Annotated in this window: 17 protein-coding genes; 7 read left to right on the top strand and 10 right to left on the bottom strand. The window is 49.6% G+C overall.

The genetic code is table 11. The features are described 5' to 3' along the window. The first annotated feature begins 205 nt into the window (after positions 1-205). Entirely contained in the window at positions 206-1,033 is an 828-nt protein-coding gene (locus tag ACDE64_RS02020; protein ID WP_411344903.1) for a TerC family protein, read from the top strand. Between the two features lie 389 nt (positions 1,034-1,422). Next, entirely contained in the window at positions 1,423-3,009 is a 1,587-nt protein-coding gene (locus ACDE64_RS02015; RefSeq protein WP_411348843.1) for a methyl-accepting chemotaxis protein, read from the top strand. Positions 3,010-3,247: 238 nt separating this feature from the next. Here ACDE64_RS02015 and ACDE64_RS02010 read toward each other — a convergent pair whose 3' ends face one another. The 3 genes from ACDE64_RS02010 to ACDE64_RS02000 form a co-directional block, all read right to left on the bottom strand. Next, on the bottom strand, positions 3,248-4,951 hold the full coding sequence (locus tag ACDE64_RS02010) for an NAD(P)H-hydrate dehydratase (protein ID WP_411348842.1): 1,704 nt from the start codon (positions 4,949-4,951) through the stop codon (positions 3,248-3,250). A gap of 245 nt (positions 4,952-5,196) precedes the next feature. Then, positions 5,197-5,829 (bottom strand): NAD(P)-dependent oxidoreductase, encoded by a 633-nt coding sequence (locus ACDE64_RS02005; RefSeq protein WP_411344900.1) that lies wholly within the window; start codon positions 5,827-5,829, stop codon positions 5,197-5,199. A 78-nt stretch (positions 5,830-5,907) separates the two neighbouring features. After that, positions 5,908-6,360 (bottom strand): Rrf2 family transcriptional regulator, encoded by a 453-nt coding sequence (locus ACDE64_RS02000; RefSeq protein WP_411348841.1) that lies wholly within the window; start codon positions 6,358-6,360, stop codon positions 5,908-5,910. A gap of 275 nt (positions 6,361-6,635) precedes the next feature. Between ACDE64_RS02000 and ACDE64_RS01995 the strand changes: the two genes are divergently transcribed. Together ACDE64_RS01995 and ACDE64_RS01990 are read left to right on the top strand one after the other, a co-directional pair. After that, positions 6,636-6,983, top strand: coding sequence for a hypothetical protein (locus ACDE64_RS01995; protein WP_411348840.1), 348 nt, complete (start codon positions 6,636-6,638; stop codon positions 6,981-6,983). Positions 6,984-7,182: 199 nt separating this feature from the next. Continuing rightward, on the top strand, positions 7,183-8,025 hold the full coding sequence (locus ACDE64_RS01990) for a hypothetical protein (RefSeq protein WP_411348839.1): 843 nt from the start codon (positions 7,183-7,185) through the stop codon (positions 8,023-8,025). 258 nt (positions 8,026-8,283) lie between these two features. Here ACDE64_RS01990 and ACDE64_RS01985 read toward each other — a convergent pair whose 3' ends face one another. The 6 genes from ACDE64_RS01985 to ACDE64_RS01960 form a co-directional block, all read right to left on the bottom strand. Next, complete coding sequence (locus ACDE64_RS01985) at positions 8,284-9,351, bottom strand: lactonase family protein (protein ID WP_411348838.1); 1,068 nt, start codon at positions 9,349-9,351, stop codon at positions 8,284-8,286. Between the two features lie 230 nt (positions 9,352-9,581). After that, positions 9,582-10,679 carry an AbrB family transcriptional regulator gene (locus tag ACDE64_RS01980; RefSeq protein ID WP_411348837.1) on the bottom strand — a complete coding sequence of 366 codons (1,098 nt, stop codon included), beginning with the start codon at positions 10,677-10,679 and terminating at the stop codon, positions 9,582-9,584. Further along, complete coding sequence (locus ACDE64_RS01975; RefSeq protein WP_411348835.1) at positions 10,676-11,473, bottom strand: MBL fold metallo-hydrolase; 798 nt, start codon at positions 11,471-11,473, stop codon at positions 10,676-10,678. Before ACDE64_RS01975 ends, ACDE64_RS01980 begins: the two co-directional genes overlap by 4 nt. A 112-nt stretch (positions 11,474-11,585) precedes the next feature. After that, positions 11,586-12,662, bottom strand: a complete 1,077-nt coding sequence (locus ACDE64_RS01970) for a GGDEF domain-containing protein (protein ID WP_411344893.1) — start codon at positions 12,660-12,662, stop codon at positions 11,586-11,588. 379 nt (positions 12,663-13,041) lie between these two features. After that, positions 13,042-13,671: a nitroreductase family protein gene (locus ACDE64_RS01965; protein WP_411348834.1), complete on the bottom strand. Its 630-nt coding sequence runs from the start codon at positions 13,669-13,671 to the stop codon at positions 13,042-13,044. A gap of 141 nt (positions 13,672-13,812) precedes the next feature. Continuing rightward, positions 13,813-15,033 (bottom strand): amidase, encoded by a 1,221-nt coding sequence (locus ACDE64_RS01960; RefSeq protein ID WP_411348833.1) that lies wholly within the window; start codon positions 15,031-15,033, stop codon positions 13,813-13,815. A 164-nt stretch (positions 15,034-15,197) separates the two neighbouring features. On the opposite strand from ACDE64_RS01960, the gene ACDE64_RS01955 reads away from it, so the two are divergent. Genes ACDE64_RS01955 through ACDE64_RS01945 form a run of 3 tightly spaced genes read left to right on the top strand, consistent with a single transcriptional unit; the run spans position 15,198 to position 16,913 of the window. After that, a complete protein-coding gene (locus ACDE64_RS01955) occupies positions 15,198-15,683 on the top strand; it encodes an Lrp/AsnC family transcriptional regulator (RefSeq protein WP_411344890.1) in 486 nt (161 codons plus the stop codon). A gap of 4 nt (positions 15,684-15,687) precedes the next feature. Beyond that, complete coding sequence (locus ACDE64_RS01950; RefSeq protein ID WP_411344889.1) at positions 15,688-16,338, top strand: chromate transporter; 651 nt, start codon at positions 15,688-15,690, stop codon at positions 16,336-16,338. Beyond that, positions 16,335-16,913 carry a chromate transporter gene (locus tag ACDE64_RS01945; RefSeq protein ID WP_411348832.1) on the top strand — a complete coding sequence of 193 codons (579 nt, stop codon included), beginning with the start codon at positions 16,335-16,337 and terminating at the stop codon, positions 16,911-16,913. Before ACDE64_RS01950 ends, ACDE64_RS01945 begins: the two co-directional genes overlap by 4 nt. Before the next feature lie 234 nt (positions 16,914-17,147). Here ACDE64_RS01945 and ACDE64_RS01940 read toward each other — a convergent pair whose 3' ends face one another. Beyond that, positions 17,148-17,600: an Lrp/AsnC family transcriptional regulator gene (locus ACDE64_RS01940; RefSeq protein WP_411348831.1), complete on the bottom strand. Its 453-nt coding sequence runs from the start codon at positions 17,598-17,600 to the stop codon at positions 17,148-17,150. Positions 17,601-17,814: the final 214 nt, after the last annotated feature.

Raw genomic sequence — 17,814 nt, 5'->3', positions numbered from 1 at the left:
GCAACGTCGTCATTACGGGTGAATAACCCCGGCTTTGCTTGGCAATGGATCAGAAACCTGAACTTCATTGTTAGCGAGACCTTTACCACAAAATTGGTGAAGACTCGCTATCTCTTGGGAGACCTTTACCTTTGTGGTAAAGGTCTCTTTTTATATAGAGGCTGCTAGTGGCCGTTAACAACAATTTATTTTTAGGAGGAGTCTTATGGATGCAGCATTATTGTTAGAGTATGGCTGGGTACTGCTCGTACTGGTCGCGCTGGAGGGTTTGCTCGCTGCCGATAACGCGCTCGTACTGGCGATTATGGTTAAGCACTTACCAGATGAGCAACGCAAAAAGGCATTGTTCTACGGATTGTTCGGGGCATTCGTGTTCCGCTTTGCTTCCCTGTTTATTATCTCGTTCCTCGTTGACGTATGGCAGGTGCAGGCGATTGGTGCCCTTTATCTGTTGTACATTTCCATCAACCATATCGTCCGGCATGTATTCGCCAAGCCGAAGACGGATGAAGCGGCTGATGACAAAGGGCCAGCTGCCAATCCGAAGAAGCAATCCGGTTTCTGGATGACGGTCTTCAAAGTGGAAGTTGCCGATATCGCGTTTGCGGTTGACTCCATTCTGGCAGCGGTCGCGCTGGCTGTGGCATTGCCTGCAAGTGGTTTGCCGCCAATCGGCGGTTTGGATGGCGGTCAGTTTATCGTTATCTTCTTGGGTGGTTTGATCGGTCTGATCATCATGCGTTTCGCCGCTTCGTTCTTCGTGAAGCTGTTGCAGGAACGTCCGGGTCTGGAGATCGCCGCATTCGTTATCGTCGGCTGGGTCGGTGTGAAGCTCGCGGTGATTACGCTGGCTCACCCATCACTGGCAGTCATTTCGGAACACTTCCCTGAAAATAAAATCTGGAAGTTCAGCTTCTACGTTGTTCTGGTTGCCATCGCTGCTGCGGGCTGGTTCTTGTCCAGCAAGCGTGAGATTCCGGCAGAAGACAACGCAGTCAAAGAAGTGAAGCAAGAGATCAAAGAAGACCTGTAACACCATAAGCTTCTAATCTTATAGACAAGGCATAGGTCGTGTATTACGATTCACGATTTGTGGCAAGTACGAATGGGCAGTCTCTACGGAGGCTGCCTTTTTGTTATATTCCATATCAATTTATCTGCACATCCATTTAGGATACATATAATATTTTTTCAAAATTATGGATTTAATATTATTTTTTTGAATAAAGTGACGAAATAGTAATATGTAAATGTTTATTTCCAGCTCTACTCCTCTCGCTTGACGATTGCTACTTATATCGTCCATTTCTCCCTCATCCATAGCCTGAACGTTACGCACACGCATCTGGCATCTTGTAATTTGATTTTGTGAATTACATAGCTTTAGCCAAGCATGACACTACACCAAATGGAGTGAATATTATGCGAATTGCCGGTAATTTCAAGACGTTTACCAAGCTGATCACTGCTTTTATTCTAGTATCCCTTATCGTTGCCGCTGTCGGTCTGTATAGCATGATCAATCTGGATCGGATCAAAGGTAGCGTAGATAACCTGTATAACAATAATCTGGTTTCCATGCAGCATCTGTCCGACGCCGAACTTGCTTTGCAAAAAATGCGTGTCGCTTCGCGCGATATCGCCCTTAGCTCCACCACGCAAGATAAGCAAACCGTGCTGGATACAGTGCCCGGTCTGATCGAAGAAGTCAATGCAGGCATTACAGGCTATCGCAGTACTCCGCTGTCGAACGAAGAACAAACCGAGCTGCAAAATTTTGAACAACTGTGGACGACGTATCAGCAAGTATATAACCAAGCGATCCAACTGGCACAAACGTCTTCCGCCACCGCCTTCCAAAACTTTGTCAAAGAAAGTGTTGTCCCTGCCGGCACGGATATGTACGCCAGCATTGCCAAATTGAACGAATTGAATGTACAGCAGGCAAGTGCCGCCAATCAGTCTGCCAATACGACATTTAACAACTCTCGTCTGTGGACGATGATCTGGATTGTGGTTGGCTTTGCCTTCTCAATCATACTCGGTACTGTAATCGCCCGCATGATCAGCCGTCCGCTCAAGCAAATTGCTGCGCTGCTCAAAGATGTAGCTGCGGGTGATCTGCGTCAGCGCTCCCCATTGACCGGACGCGATGAGATCGGTCAGCTGGCTGCCGCTGCGAATGATATGTCCACTCGTCTTAACAAGCTGGTATCCAGCATTATCGATTCTGCCCAAAATGTAGCCGCTACCTCTGAGCAAATCTCTGCCAGCACACAAGAGATTGCCAGCAATAGTGCGAACCAATCCCAATCTGCCCACTCCATTGCCCAGCTGTTCCGCGATATGTCGACCGCTATTGATGACGTAGCACACAGTGCCGAAGAAGCCGCCGAAATTGCCGACCGTACCGTAGAAAAAGCGCGCAAAGGCAGTGCGCTGGTCAACCAGTCTGCTGATGGTATGCAGCTGATGAGTGCCCAAATGCGCAAGCTGGAGCTGGATTCCAATCAGATCGGTGACATTATCGAAGTCATCGACGATATCGCCAATCAGACGAATCTGCTGGCGCTAAATGCTGCGATCGAAGCAGCACGCGCTGGTGAGCAAGGTCAAGGCTTTGCTGTTGTTGCCGACGAAGTACGCAAACTGGCAGAACGCAGCGGAACTGCGACTAAGGAAATCACCGGCATTATCCGCTCCATGCAGAAAAATATGCAGCAAAGTTTGAACTCTGCCGAGCTGAACACCGAGCATTCAGTGAATACGAGCGAAGCATTTAACGATATTATGGGTCGCATTAATGACTCGTCACTGAAAATTAATGGCATCGCCGCAGCCAGTGAAGAACAGAGTGCGCAATCGTCCGAAGTGGTCAATTCGGTCAATGAAATTGCCGCCGCTAGCGAAGAAGTAGCTTCGGCGTGCGAACAGACTGCCACCTCCTCACAAACACTGGCACAATTGGCTGAACATTTGCAAGATTCGGTCAATACATTCAAAATTTAATCACTGTTGTATCCGGCATCAATATGATGCTGGTGGAAATATATGTGGATCATTCATCTACTCCAAAAGATGATTTATATGCTCCAACATTGCAATAACCTGAAAAGCGGCTGCCCTCTGCATGTGAAGGGTAGCCGCTTTTCAGGTTTATTTTCGAATTAGATTCATATCCGAATATCGATAGCATTCCCTGTTGATCCTTGCAGTATGCGATATGGTCAGTATCCTATACTGTACATTACAAATGCTCGATGATATCGCCTGCCAGCAAGGAAGCCGGATTGCCGGGGCGTGACAGGGCAGCGATATCGCCAGCATGTCCGTGCAGATGAACGCCAAATGCCGCTGCCTGAGTGCCATCCAGCCCCTGTGCAAGCAGACCGGAGATAACGCCCGTCAAGACGTCACCAGAGCCACCTGTTGCCATACCAGGATGCCCGGTGGTGTTAACGAATACACGACCATCTGGCGAAGCAATCACTGTACGTGCGCCCTTGAGTACAAGCGTGACACCATGCTCCTGCGCAAATTGGCGTGCTAGACCGATGCGATCGCGCTGGACTTCCTTGGTCGGTATGCCTGCCAGACGAGACATTTCACCAGGATGAGGTGTAAGAATAGTAGGTGCTTGGCGACGAGACCATTGGCTCAGCCCATCCGCTTCTGCGAGAATATTCAGACCGTCGGCGTCGATGACAAGCGGCTGTTCGCTCTGCTCCCATAACTGACGAAGCCAATCTCCATCCCCATCAAATCGTCCCAGACCAGGACCGATTGCCAGCACATCGGCTTTGTCTGCCTGTTCCAAAATAGTAGCTACCGTATCAGCAGTCCATTGTCCGTCCGGGTGTGATGATACTGGCGCCATCATCAGCTCTGGCACATGACCGACCATATGCTTCATTAGCTGCTCTGGCAGTAGCCATGTGACCAATCCGCTCCCAATACGCAGCGCTGAGCGCGATGCCATCAAGCCTGCACCACTCATATTGAGACTGCCACCTACGATCATAACGTGACCGTACGTGCCTTTGTGACCATCTACAGCGCGAGTACGTTCGGTATCTATTTTCAATATTTGACGCAGTGTATCGTCTGTAATGAGATGTGTTTGCATGTTGGCATTCTGTGCGACGCTACGTGGAATGCCGATGGCGCGTACGATTACATCGCCTGCATTGCCTGCACCCGGATACTGGGTTAAGCCCTGTTTTAGAAAAGCGAGACAGACCGTTACTTTTGCCTGAATACAATGCTCCGCCACTTCGCCCGTATCGGCGTTCAAGCCGCTCGGAATGTCGGCGGCGATAATATCCTTGCCACTGTGATTGGCAGAACGGATGATTGATGCGTACGGTTCGCGTGGTTCGCCCTTGCTGCCAGTGCCAAGCAGACAGTCGATAATCCCGGTGTAAGGTTGCCACTGAGTCTGCGGTGATGCCGATTCAGCAGAAGAAGATTGGGCATTGTTAGCATGCTGTTCATCGTCACCTTGTCCATCAGATGGCAGATTCCAGCTGTCATTCCAGACGATATGAGGAATACCAGAGTGCTGCGCCGCATCCCGCTGTAATGCAGCATCGCCGCCAAGCTCTGACGGCTCGGTTGCATACAGCAGTGTGACCTTGATTCCCGCATCTTGTAAATAACGTGCCGCCACCAGTCCATCGCCGCCATTATTGCCTTTGCCAATCAGTATGAGCCAGTGTTGATGCTGACGATGCGGGATGACGTGTTCATCGCTGCGGATGCCACTACGCCGTTTCAGTGAAGGTCCAGATGGCACATCTGCCTGCTCCTGCTGCTTACCACCGATCCATGTCATCACTTCCTCGGCGATGGCTTTACCTGCACTTTCCATCAAGGACATTGCCGGAATGCCCAGTTGCTCTATCGTATGCTGATCCAGATTGCGCATTTGCTCTGCGGTAACGATATACATAAAAAAGCCCCTTTTCCGTATATGATTGAGCTGCATACTATCACTCTGTTCTTGCCAAACTCTACTGTTCTATTAACCGTATTCGTATCCTTTCCTTTCTGATCCAATGGGTAAAATAAAAGACACCGCCGAAAAGGGCAGTGTCTTGAGGTTACCTTGTTTCTATCCAGTGACTTTATATCTCAATTCAGTGACTTCATATCGCATTGCTTGATAGTTCATCACTTGGATACTTTCACATCTGTTCAATACGCTACGGTAAAGCGATCCTGTACAAACTGCGGATCTTCCACTTCATCGAACAACGCTGCTGCATAGTCCTCGGCAGAGATGCGGCTTGCACCGTCATCATCGGTGATTAGACGAGACGTACCGATACGGAAGTTGCCGGTACGCTTGCCCGGTTCAATCCAGCTTGCCGGACTCACATATGTCCATTCCAGACCGCTCTGACGATACACTTCATACGCTTCCGCGTGCGCCTGTGCCAGCGGTTTGATCTCTTCGGGGAAATCGGCGGTATCCATCAGACGTACACCCGGTTCCACTTCCAGACTGCCCGCACCGCCAACAATGACGAGGCGCTGAATGCCCGCGTTTTTTACACCTGCACTAATGCAGCGCGCGGCTTCCGGCAGTTCTTCCTCATTGCCAAATTGTGGTCCAAAGGCGCTGATCACGACATCATGCCCGGACACTGCTGCTTCGACACTTGCCGGATCAAGTACATTGACACGTACCAGATGCAGCTGCTCCTGCTGTTGATCAAATTTGGACAAGTCGCGTCCAGCTGCGGTCACTTCATAACGACGACGCAGCCCTTCCTGTACAAGGCGCTGACCGATCATACCGCTGGCGCCAATAATAATAATTTTCATCCTCTATCCATCCTTTCCGTCATGACAGTACCTGACTTGAGGTTCTGTCCTTACATACCCGGTACAGCCGGAACTGATTCAGTTCTGCTGACCGATCGCTTGACGGACTTCTTCCATCTGTTGCAGATCGGTCGTCACCTGACGCAGTGTGATCTGCTCCAGCTCATGCTCCATCGCACGCTGCGCTCTGGCGAATACCTGCTCCAATTCCTGCTGGATATTGCGTCCGATATCGCAATTCAGATTCGGGGTATCATGAATCGCAAACAGCTCATCCCGATTCTCGCTCTGTACCGCACGGTAAATGTGCAGCAGCGTAATCTCGCCCGCTGGACGGGTCAGCTGTGCTCCGGCAACACCAGGTTGTGTCCGCAAAATGCCTGCTTTGGTCAGCAAGCTGATCATGCGGCGAATCACGACCGGGTTCGTATTGACGCTGCCCGCAATCATTTCCGAAGTAATCCGGCCTTCAGTAGAGTCGAGCAGTGACAGTGTGTGTATCGCTACGGCAAAACGGCTATTGTACGCCATACGGATTCCTCCTTTTTTCCTGCCTGATGGTTATGCAGATTATCGTCGTCCCGGCTTGAGTATGCTATCTATACGTGTATATCGAAGTACGTGCGTCCATCATCAATGACTTCAGTCCATATCCCAGTATACCAGTATTTCACCCAAAACTGACAACTGATTATCTAAACAATCAGCAGAAAGAAACGCAAAATGCTTTTTTTCGTTTAATACTATAATGTAAGCCTGTCTATGCAGTCTCAACTCATTCCCTATCGAAAGGAAGTGCAGTATACATGTACAATAATGCGTTGCCTGTTATGAAATGGTTGACGTTCGCTCTGGAGGCATTGATGGCGATCCCGTTGATTGGTGGAACCTTCGTCATTAGCTACGGGTACGGACCGCTATTTATCGCTTTTATCCTGCATCTGATTACGCTGGTGCTGGCTATTCGTGCACGTCGCTCGCCGTTTGGTAATGCGATCGGTATTGTGACGTCAGCGATCGCTTGGATTCCGGTTGTTGGCTGGATTATGCATACGATTACGGCAATTGTGCTGCTGCTCGAATCGGTTGCGGTAACGATGCGCGGCACGTCGGTTCATCAGCCACCATACGATCAATATAATCGTCGTTACTAATCGGACGAACAGGGATTTCCTCACGTTGCTGTAGCAATATCGGCTTCTTCCAGCGTCCATTGTCTGCTTGGATCATACGCTTCAACAATAGGTAAGATCATTCGCTAGAACAACAAGGTGTTGAATCAGCGGCATGGTTGTGCAATAGTGGTATCAGCAAGCTGGAAAGCGACCAATGGTTGTAAAAGGAGTGAACAAGGTGGACGCATGGCAATCAAGCATGTGGCAATACGACCAGATCGGATGGATCTGGTCGAGTGTCGCCATGCTGGCTTTGCTGGCGGCGGTGTATGGATTCTCCGCCGCACAGCGCAAGCGAACCGACCGCGAACGGATGCGCCGGATCGAAGTCAGTTTGAATCATTTTACCCGGGCAGCCGGACATCTGTATCCGGTAGTTAGTGCCACTGGTGTTGCTTCCCCCGTATCAGCATCCGACCGCAGCGAAGTAGCATTAACCGCTGAAATCGTACTTGCCTGCAAAGCTGCACCGTATGCAGATCATGAGCTGGTCGAGCGCATCGACCGCTATCTGGATATGCAAAATCGACAGGCAATGCTGCTGCTCTATCGCACATTGGAGATGAATATTAGCCGTCTGACCCGCGAACGCAAACAATTGCTGGCACGTGGCGAACAGCCGCACTGGGGATTGTTGTTCTGGCTAACGCTGCGTCCCCTGCTGCCGCTCGTAGTGTTGCTGCTAGAAGGTGCGCTGCTAGTGCACAGTTTGCAGGCGATACATATAGCGCAACTGGTGGGCCCACCGGCGCCTTTCTTCGTATTACTGCGGTTGATTTCGCTAACGGGTGCACTGCTGTTGTTGTACGGTGTGCTTAGTGCACAATTTAGAGAAAGCGGGCGCCGGACGTCATTTGTGATCAACGCACTCGTGATCGCAGGGCTTGGATTGCTACATCTGTTCGGCTTGGCAGTGGCACCGTATGTACTGATTGTTCAGGTATTGGTCTTTGCAGTCGGATATCGATTCACTCAGGAGCCAAAGCGCAAGGAGCGTCCATATGCGGGCGAGTACAAATAATCTACACTGTAGCGCTTGATTGAGCGAAAGAAGAATAACTACTATGCAGTGCTATGATGTACAGATTGTATAGTTTACAGTATCGAATACAGCCTGTGCCCAAAAAATGGGTTACAGGCTGTTTTTGTTGTATTTGATTTCTTGAAGGATTGTCTATTATCCAACACACCAGCAATTCTTTTTATAAAAGATAATACAAAAGAAGCTGACTCCTCACGAGTCAGCTCCTTGTACCAAAGATCATGTATATCCAGTGTATCAATCTTCCACTTCGTTCATATCCGCCATCAGACATACGGGACGATCTACAGTCAGTTCGTGACCCGTTGGAGTTAAACGACCAGTCTCTGGATCGGCAGCAAACTGCACGATATTGCCGGAATCCTGGTTGCAGACGAGTACGTATCCGCCCGGTACGACAGCAAAGTTGCGGGGCGTTCTGCCTTTGACATGTACCCACTCCACTACCGATACCGTTCCTGCTTCCTGATCGATAGCATACTGCACGATGCTATCATGCCCGCGATTGGACGCATACACATAACGACCGCACAACGATAAGCGAATATCGCCGCCAGTATTCTCTTCATCGAAGTCTTTTGGCAGTGTGGATACAGTATTCAGAATCTCCAATACGCCAGTTTCTACGTTGCGGAAGTAAGCAGTCACTGTGCTATCCAGTTCATTGATCCCATATGCTAGCTGACCATTTGGATGAAAGACCAGATGACGCGGGCCTGCGGCTGGAGGCAGCGACGTGCTACCAGCTTCGGCGAGACTGCCATCTTCGCCCAAATGATACGCAGCTACGATATCCTGTCCCAGATCAGATACGTAGGCGATGCTACCATCCAGCGATGGCACGATAGAATGCGTATGCGCGGCATCCTGACGTTCAGGGTGAGTCCCTTTCCCCTCATGCTGCACATTGCCGCTACGGTCGCCCAGACTGCCGTCTTCGTTTACAGGAAACGAGCTGGCATTCGCGCCGGTATAGTTCGCAGCCAGTAAATACCGACCGTCTGTTGTCAATTGCACATAACATGGCGCTCCACCGCCAGTTGGCTTGCGATCCAGCAGATGCAAGGCGTGTTCACTATCGATAGAATATGCCAGCACTTCGCCCTCGTCCTTTTCGCTGGCAGCATACAGATGCGTCGCATCCTCTGACAATGCCAGATAGGACGGATTCTCTACCCCTTTCACATGGGAAACGAGCTTCAGCTCACCTGTATTCTGATTCATTACTGCTACATGAATTCCTGCTTCTTGTGTCTCGGCATATGTACCGATATAAAGCCATACCTGATGATCGATTACCGACATGATGATTCCCCTCTCTGCAACTATGATGGTATAGCACGTCAATCGCGACAGGCGATGTCATTAAAAAGGCATCTACACCTGCACAACGCAATATTATGCGGATCGGCTATAGAAAAAGCCTGTTCAGTGAACAGGCACACTCTCTATTTAATACCGAATCCATCCGTTCCTGAATCAGCAGAGCACGTATTTGTCATCCAGTCAGCCACAACCATTACAGCCAAATCGGACTAGCGTGACGATTCGGCTGCATCGTCTTTATTCATGCGACTGAACAGTAGCCGCACCAGTGGTGGGATACCGATAAAGATCAGCATTGTACGAAATAGCTGGTAGCAACTCACGGTTGCGATATCGGCATGTACTTCATGCGCGATAATGCCCATTTGATCCATACCGCCCGGTGCCATACTCAGCAGACCTGTTGCAGCAGAGACACCGTGCCATTTCATCAGCACCAGTGTCATGATGCAGGCGAAGACAATCAGCAAGACGCCACTGCCCAGCGCCAACAGAATCATGCGCCGCTTACGCTGCAATTGCTCAGGATGCAGCATCAGACCGACCGAACTACCGATTAGCAGCTGTGCCACATCCAGCACAGCAACAGGCAACGCCGGACCGTGCAGACCGATCAGTTGCAGCACAAAGGTCATGATCATCGGCACTAGCAAATATGCAGTCGGGAAGCGAACTTTTTTGCCTATCCATGCTGCCAGCGGGCAAAGAATCAGAAATGGAAGAATAGCGGGGAACAACGCGCTCCAACTCCCCGACGAGCGTACTACTGTGCCCGATACGGCATCCGCATCCACGCCAAACAATGGGCTGAACACAAGCAGTGGAACGAAGATAACGATCATCATCAACCGCGACACCTGCAAAAAGGTCACTACTGTAATATCGATGCCCTTCTGTTCCTCTGCCAGCACAATGACCTGACTAAGCCCACCCGGAATGCTGCCAATCAGCATCGTTTGAAATGGAATGCCTGTCCAGCGGGACAATACATACGCGATCAACATAGAGAATAACAGCAGCAACAGCGTCAATGTAATCATCGATGGCAATTGCTGACCGATTTGCCCTAATGTTGATACCGTCAGCGATAACCCTATCGAATAACCGACGATCATAATACCGGCATTTTTCGCGGCGGCAGGCCATGACGGCTGCCAGCTCTTTAACAGTCGTGAACCAATGAATACACCGATCATCGGACCGAGCAACCACGGCACCGGCAAATGCAGCAGGCTGAACAATACACCGCCGATCAGGGCGCACAGCAGCGTGCTGCCCCAACTTCTCCAGCGGATGGAAGAAGTCACGAAGAAGCTACCAGCTCACGAATACGTCCATGAATATCGCCGTGGAATGCTCCGCCATGATAGCAGACGACCTTGTCGATATCCAGCTCCAGAAAGGCTTGCAACGATTGCAATGCCAACGGATAATCTGGAGTGAAATTCGGCACTGGTCCGTCCAGCTGCCCGTCATTCACCGCCATCGCATCGCCAGTAAACAGCGTCTTGCTGCCCGGATGATACAGACTGATATGACCGGGTGTATGTCCCGGTGTGTGAATGACTTGCAGACCACCAGCCAGTGCTAACACATCGCCGTCTTGCAGCACATCAGTAACGTTCGGCGGTGTATCTGCGGAGAAGACCGCGCGGAACTGCTGGGCAGTCTCCGGTGTGAGCGAGGACAGCATCATGTTGAGTCGCTCCGGTGTAGCTTTTAGAAAAGGAGCAGTGCCGTCAATCACCTTACGATCCCCTTCATGCGCGTACACGTTCAGTTCGCCACCACCTGCGGCGATCCATTGTGGCAACGTACCCACATGGTCGATATCCTGATGCGTCAGAATCACTCCGGCTACCGGATAATCTGGTTGGAGCAATGCATTCAACTTGTCATAACTGCCCGGTATCCCCGTATCAAATAGATAAGCACGCCCCTCTTCATAAATGACAAACGGATGCAGTACGGCCGCATGACCACCCATAGTCACTTCCAAATGAAGCACTTCGATCTGTTCATTACTATTCATATCTATTCCAAAGCCTGCCAGCGCAAGCTTCGGTTCACCTCCCAGAGCGGAATGATTGATCTGTTCCATTATCATTCTTTCCAGTCGGAATTGTCAAAATAACACCATCTGCTAATTATGTATATATCATCATAACAAACGGATCAGGCGTCTACCTGTGTCGTGACACATCCTGATCCGTTTACATAGAGCATACCCGATTACGTCCTTCACGCTTGGCACGATACAATGCCTGATCCGCTTGTTCCAACAACATATGCGCATCGGTAGCCGGAAAGGTCGCGATGCCGATCGAGATTGTAATATGCAGCTGTTTGCCATTCAACAGCGGAAAGGCGTGCTGTTCTACCAACTTTCTCAAATGCTCTGCCATATGCTGCGCTTGATCAAATCGGCAATGATTGAGCAGTACGACAAATTCTTCTCCACCTTTGCGGGCACACTGATCAGACGAACGCACAAAATCCATCAGCAATTCACCAAATATAGAGAGCACCGTATCCCCGGCACCATGTCCATACGTATCATTAATCGATTTGAAATAATCAATATCGATCATCAATAATGAGAACGGTTCCCGCGTCTGTCCAGCACGTTGCAGCTTCTGCTCCATAATCGATTCAAAGGCACGCGAGTTGTACAGCCCTGTCAGATGATCCCGACTCGCCTTTTCTTTGAGCAAATGTAGAGAACGGTTGGAACGACTCAGATAAGTGAGCAGCAAATACGTGAATACCCCGCCTGCAAAATAACTGAGCATAACGATCAGCGTACTCAGTAATCCACTGTTCGGTACGGCAAAATAAACAACAACACACGGCATCAGCATACCACCTGCGATAATACCCAACCAACGGCGGAATGACTTGCGATGCGAATACGTAAACAGCAACGCCGACAGTACATATGTAGTCGCCACCATCGTTGTACCCGCCAGCAATCCCGCCAAATTATTAATATCCAATAAAAGGAAGCGACCAAGCAAAATGCAGACTAACGCGATACCGCCCGCAAACCGCCCAGCCATGTACACTGCACTCACAATCGCCAGCGCACGCATATCCAGATGAAATCCACCGGGTGCCCCACTGCTTAACAGCATCAGCCCGATTCCAAGCACACCATGCAATAAGCCCGCCAGATAGGGATACGCTGCATGATAACGCGGGAACTTCTCTTTGAACCGATTCAACAGCAAGTTCGTAAAAAACAAAAAAGCTGTAACCATAGTCAGATTATTAATCAAAATAAGCATCATAGTAAGCCTTTCATATATGCCAATGTGGCAGTTTATCAATGGTTTTCTACATCATATTCAATAAAAGACATATTATTCACGCTACGTCTCAGTCAACATAATTCAGCAACTATACTATATAATACGGCAAATCAACACTATTATTTCATAGATGTACCAAAGAAACTTTATACTATACGGATAACGATGCATTGAATCATAGCATGCGCAAATGTAACGTGTAAAGGAATGGTACATCATCTACCAAACACCATTTTCGACAGATATTACCGATACATGCCGCAAAAAAACCGGTGTCGGATGACACCGGTCTGTACGACGTATGCAATCTACTGTCCATCGGATGGACGAATAGAGAGAATAACAAAGGAACTACAATTTAGAACGAGTTTTTAACGACAGCTTCAGTCAGGGGGAAACGACCGGATGCGTAAGCAGGCTTCGCTGCTTTCCCTACAGTGATCAGCATAACCGGAACATAACGCTCAGGCACGTTGAAGTGCTCCACGAATGTCGCTGCGTTAAATCCGCCCATTGGACAAGTGTCATAACCAAGTGCGCGTGCTGCCAGCATCAGGTTCATCGCTGCCAGAGAAGCATTGGACAGTGCGCTATTGCGCGCTACATCCGGGTTCTGGTAAGCGCCATTGATCTGACCTACGAGCGTATCGCGGATTTCCTGTGTCATGCCGCCAGCTTCTACCAGTGCATCATAGACGATAGCTGCGTTTTTGTTCGCTTCCAGATCGCCCAGTACCGCTACGGTAAACGAGCTTTCTGCTACTTGCGATTGATTGTATGCGATAGGCAGCAGTTCTTGCTTTTTCGCTTCATCGTCGATCACAAGGAATTTCCAGTGTTGCAGATTCCATGCAGATGGAGCAGCATTGGCTGCGGACAGGATCGTATCCATATCGTCCTGTGGAATCACATACCCTTTTTCGTATACTTTTACCGAATGACGGTCTTCAATTACTTGAATTGTTTCTGGTTTAACCACGTTGGACATCTAGAACACTCCTCGATCAAAAGTATGAAACTATACGGAACAGGTAGAAAGCTTATTTTTAGTAATCAAATATCGTTTCCACTGTGATTATATAAGCGTACAAATGGAGTGTCAACTGTAATTATCCGGTCATCTGATCTTTTAACGTAGCGTTAACGCTTGTGAAGTCTGACGAACCCAGTCCAGCAATCGCAAATCCTGTCCCGGACCAGCAATCACGGACAAACCAACCGGTGCGCCCTCAATCAATCCAGCCGGAATGCTCACCTGCGGCAAGCCGGACAGACCCGCGATGCAGGACAACTGCATCGTGCGTGAACGACGCTGTTCATTGGCTTCACCTTCAATATGGACAGCCGGTGCCGGCCCGGTAGCTGTGGGCAAAATCAGCAGTCCGTTGTTACCGAGCAGTTGATGCAATCGGTCACGTACCTCATTCATCAGCGCGAATGCTTCGCCACTCTGTTCCCGCTGCAACGTGGATGCCCATTGGAAGCGACCAGCGATATCGTCGGCGAAGGTTGGCTGTACCTCTTCAATCCACTGCTGATGTTGCTCCCAGATCTCGATGCCCTGCACTGTACGGAACGCGGTCATCCATGCTGCTAGCCCTTCTGGCGCGATAGCGATCTGCTCTTGTTTTACAGCCCCTTCCTGAGAAGAAGCACCAGATAGTAGACGCTCCGCCACCTGACGCAGCAGTTCGCTCGTCTCCGCTTCTGCTCCTGCCCACGCCTCTTGCGGCCAATACACGATATCAAAAGAGTCGCCAGAATGCGGCTGTGCAGCTGCTGCTACATCCTGCAACAACGCCTGACCTACTCTGTACAGTACATCCGCACTGTTCGCCATCCAGCCTACTGTATCAAATCCTTGCGCCAGTGGAATCACACCGTGAATGTCTACCAGTCCATGAGTCGGACGAATGCCATAAATGCCGCAGTACGACGACGGGATACGCACCGAACCGCCAGTATCTGTCCCGATCGCAAAGTCACGCAACCCAGCGGACACAGCTACCGCGGAACCGCTCGATGAGCCGCCGGGAATACGATCAGGCGCCTGCGGATTGACCGGCGTGCCGTAGTGTACATTTTGCCCGTTCAGGCTGTACATCAATTCATCGGTATGCGTCGTTCCACGCAGCTCCGCTCCCGCTTCCAGCAGCTTGCGGATCGCTGGCGCAGTCTGTTCTGCTGGACTATGTGTGCGCAGCCAATCTGGATTCCCTGCACTGGATGTGTAACCTTCCAGCGCGAATACATCCTTTACCCCAAACGTCAAACCAGATAGCTGTCCTTTTGCCGAATGATGAGATAGCGTCCACTCTTCATTTACAAATGCGTTCCAATTCTGCGTCATGATGGTTCCTCCCTGGCAAACAAAATACATTTTCTATTGAAATCAATTATTTATCATTATATATTTATTCATATTGTAATGAAAAGTATTATTTTGCAGTCGAAAAGAAAGCGAAAATCACATATGGCTGACATAATATACGAAAATATAAGGAGTGATTCACGATGCATCCTTCTCAGCCGTCCGATGACATGCTGCCAGTCGATATTGATGATACCGATCGACGGATTATTGCTATTTTAAACCAGAACGGACGCATATCCTATACTGATCTTGCTAAGGATATCGGTCTGTCCCGCGTTGCTGTGCAGGCGCGTGTACATACGCTGATCGAGAACGGAATTATTGAGCGTTTTGCCGCTGTGATCAATCCGGCGAAGATCGGTATTGCTGTATCTGCCTTTTTCAATGTAGAAGTGGAGCCGAAGCATCTGCATGAAACGGCAGATATGCTTGCCGAAGAACCGGTAGTGACCAGTCTGTACCATATGACCGGACCAAGTAAGCTGCATATGCATGGACTGTTCCGCGACAACCATGAGATGGAGACGTTTTTGAAAGACAAACTATACACAATGCCGGGAATTATGAGCGTGGACTGCCAAGTGCTGATTACACGTTATAAAAGCCGGATGGGAATGAGGCTCTAATCCAATGAACATATCCAATTCATCCAATCCCGCTGCTGTTCCCAGCAGTAGCGAATCACCACCGCCATTTCGCGAGGCAACCTATGGCGAATTATGCTGGGCGATGATCCGTACCGGCATTCTCGGCTATGGCGGCGGTCCGTCGGTTATGCCGCTATTCCGCTATGAAGCTGTGACTCGTTACCGCTGGATCAGCGATGACGAATTCGGTGAGATTCTGGCGCTGGGCAATGCCCTACCGGGACCGATTGCTACCAAGATGGCGGCTTATCTCGGTTATCGTAGCAAAGGTACATTAGGTGCCATCGTCGCCATTCTGGCGCATATCGTACCTTCCTTTGTAGCGATGATTCTGCTGCTATCTGCCGTCGCTGTCCTCAGTCAGTCGAAGATGATTCAGGGCATGATCGCTGCTGTCGTGCCAGTGATCGCTGTTATGCTGGGCGTGATGGCGTACGAATTTGGCGAAAAGGCGGTCAAAGGGCTAGGCAAGACGCTTGGCATCGTATTGTTCATCATTGTATTCATCCTGTTGCAGATTCTGAATGTGCATGCAGCTATCGTGATCGCTGCCTTTCTGTTGTATGGTGCCTTTCACTTCAAATTCGTTAGCTGGCTCAAAAGCCGCCGTTCCGGCAGCGGAGGTGCAGTATGATGACGATGATAATCAAGGGGCTTGTAATCGACTGGCTGGAATGGCTGCGTCTGCTATGGGGATTCTTCCTTGCTAACGTGCTTGGTTACGGCGGTGGACCTGCTTCCATTCCGTTAATGTATAACGAGATCGTCACCCATTATCACTGGTTGAACGATACGCAATTTTCCAATGTACTGGCTCTGGGTAATACGCTACCGGGACCGATTGCTACTAAGATCGCTGCATTTGTCGGCTTTGATGTAGCTGGTATTCCAGGTATGCTGATCGCGCTGGGCGCTACGGTCATTCCGTCGGCAGTAGCGATGATCGTACTGCTGAAGCTGCTGCAAAAGTACCGTACCTCGCCTGTGGTCAAAGGGCTGACATTGCTCGTACAGCCTGTTATTGCGGTGCTGATGCTCATTCTGACGTGGCAGCTAGCGCAGGAATCGTATACCTCCATCGGACTATGGCAATCGCTCATTATCGCTGCTGTTGCTTTCTGGGCGATGCAAATTCGCAAGATTCACCCGGCTTTTGTTATTCTGGCGGCGTTTGCGTACGGTGCGTTCGCTCTGCCTTATTTTATGTAATATTGCTTGTATAGCTGCTTATTGCGAATCATGGGCAAATAAGCAATCGTTAAAGACCCGTCATTGCTCAGGCATATTGATGCCGTAGACATTGCGGGTCTTTTTGTTATGTTCAGCTATGGTGTAGTATGCAATCTGGTTGTTTCGATTGAAGTAGTATAAATCCGTATCACTTCATTGGAGACGCGCAATATAGCCGTCTTGAACGCATAAATATAGGACTGCACATCACTATTATACGGGACGCTTCTCCTCCAAAATCTTCGGTGATAGCGGCTTATGATCAATCGGCGAAGACAGCACGATCAGCGTCGTATAATCTCCATACGCACTAATTCGATTTTCGAAATCCTCCAGTTCACGGATCGATGAAGTGATGACCTTGAGCAAATAATTGTATTCGCCGCTCGTCCGGTGGCATTCGGCAATCTCCACCGTCTGCTGGCAGAACTCCACAAAGTTTAGTCCGTCGCTCGTATGAAATAGATAATAAGCAGTAGATTGATGTCCAATTTTCTCTGGGGAAATGATGGCGCGATATTGCTGGATAATGCCGCTCTCCTCCATCCGACGTACCCGCTCCGTCACCGCTGGCTGCGATAACCCCACTTCCTTGCCCAGATCAGTCATAGAAATGCGCCCGTGCTGTTGAAGATGAAGCAAAATACATTGATCGACGTGGTCCATAGATCATCCTCCTCTGTACGTTTTGACGTGACGAACAACACGCTGCTGCCCAAGCTACGAATGATACATCAAAGGAATGACCGGCAGAACGCATCGGTCGCGTTGCCGGTTGTTCATATCTTCTCGGTTGTTATATGTATTAGTGCGATATTATCACAGAACATGCCTGTAGTAAATCCAAACAAAGGCGCAAAAAAGCCGCCACTACCGCCGA

Source organism: Paenibacillus sp. WLX2291, assembly GCF_046603665.1.
Lineage (GTDB): Bacteria > Bacillota > Bacilli > Paenibacillales > Paenibacillaceae > Saccharibacillus.
This window is presented reverse-complemented; position numbering and strand designations above follow the sequence as displayed.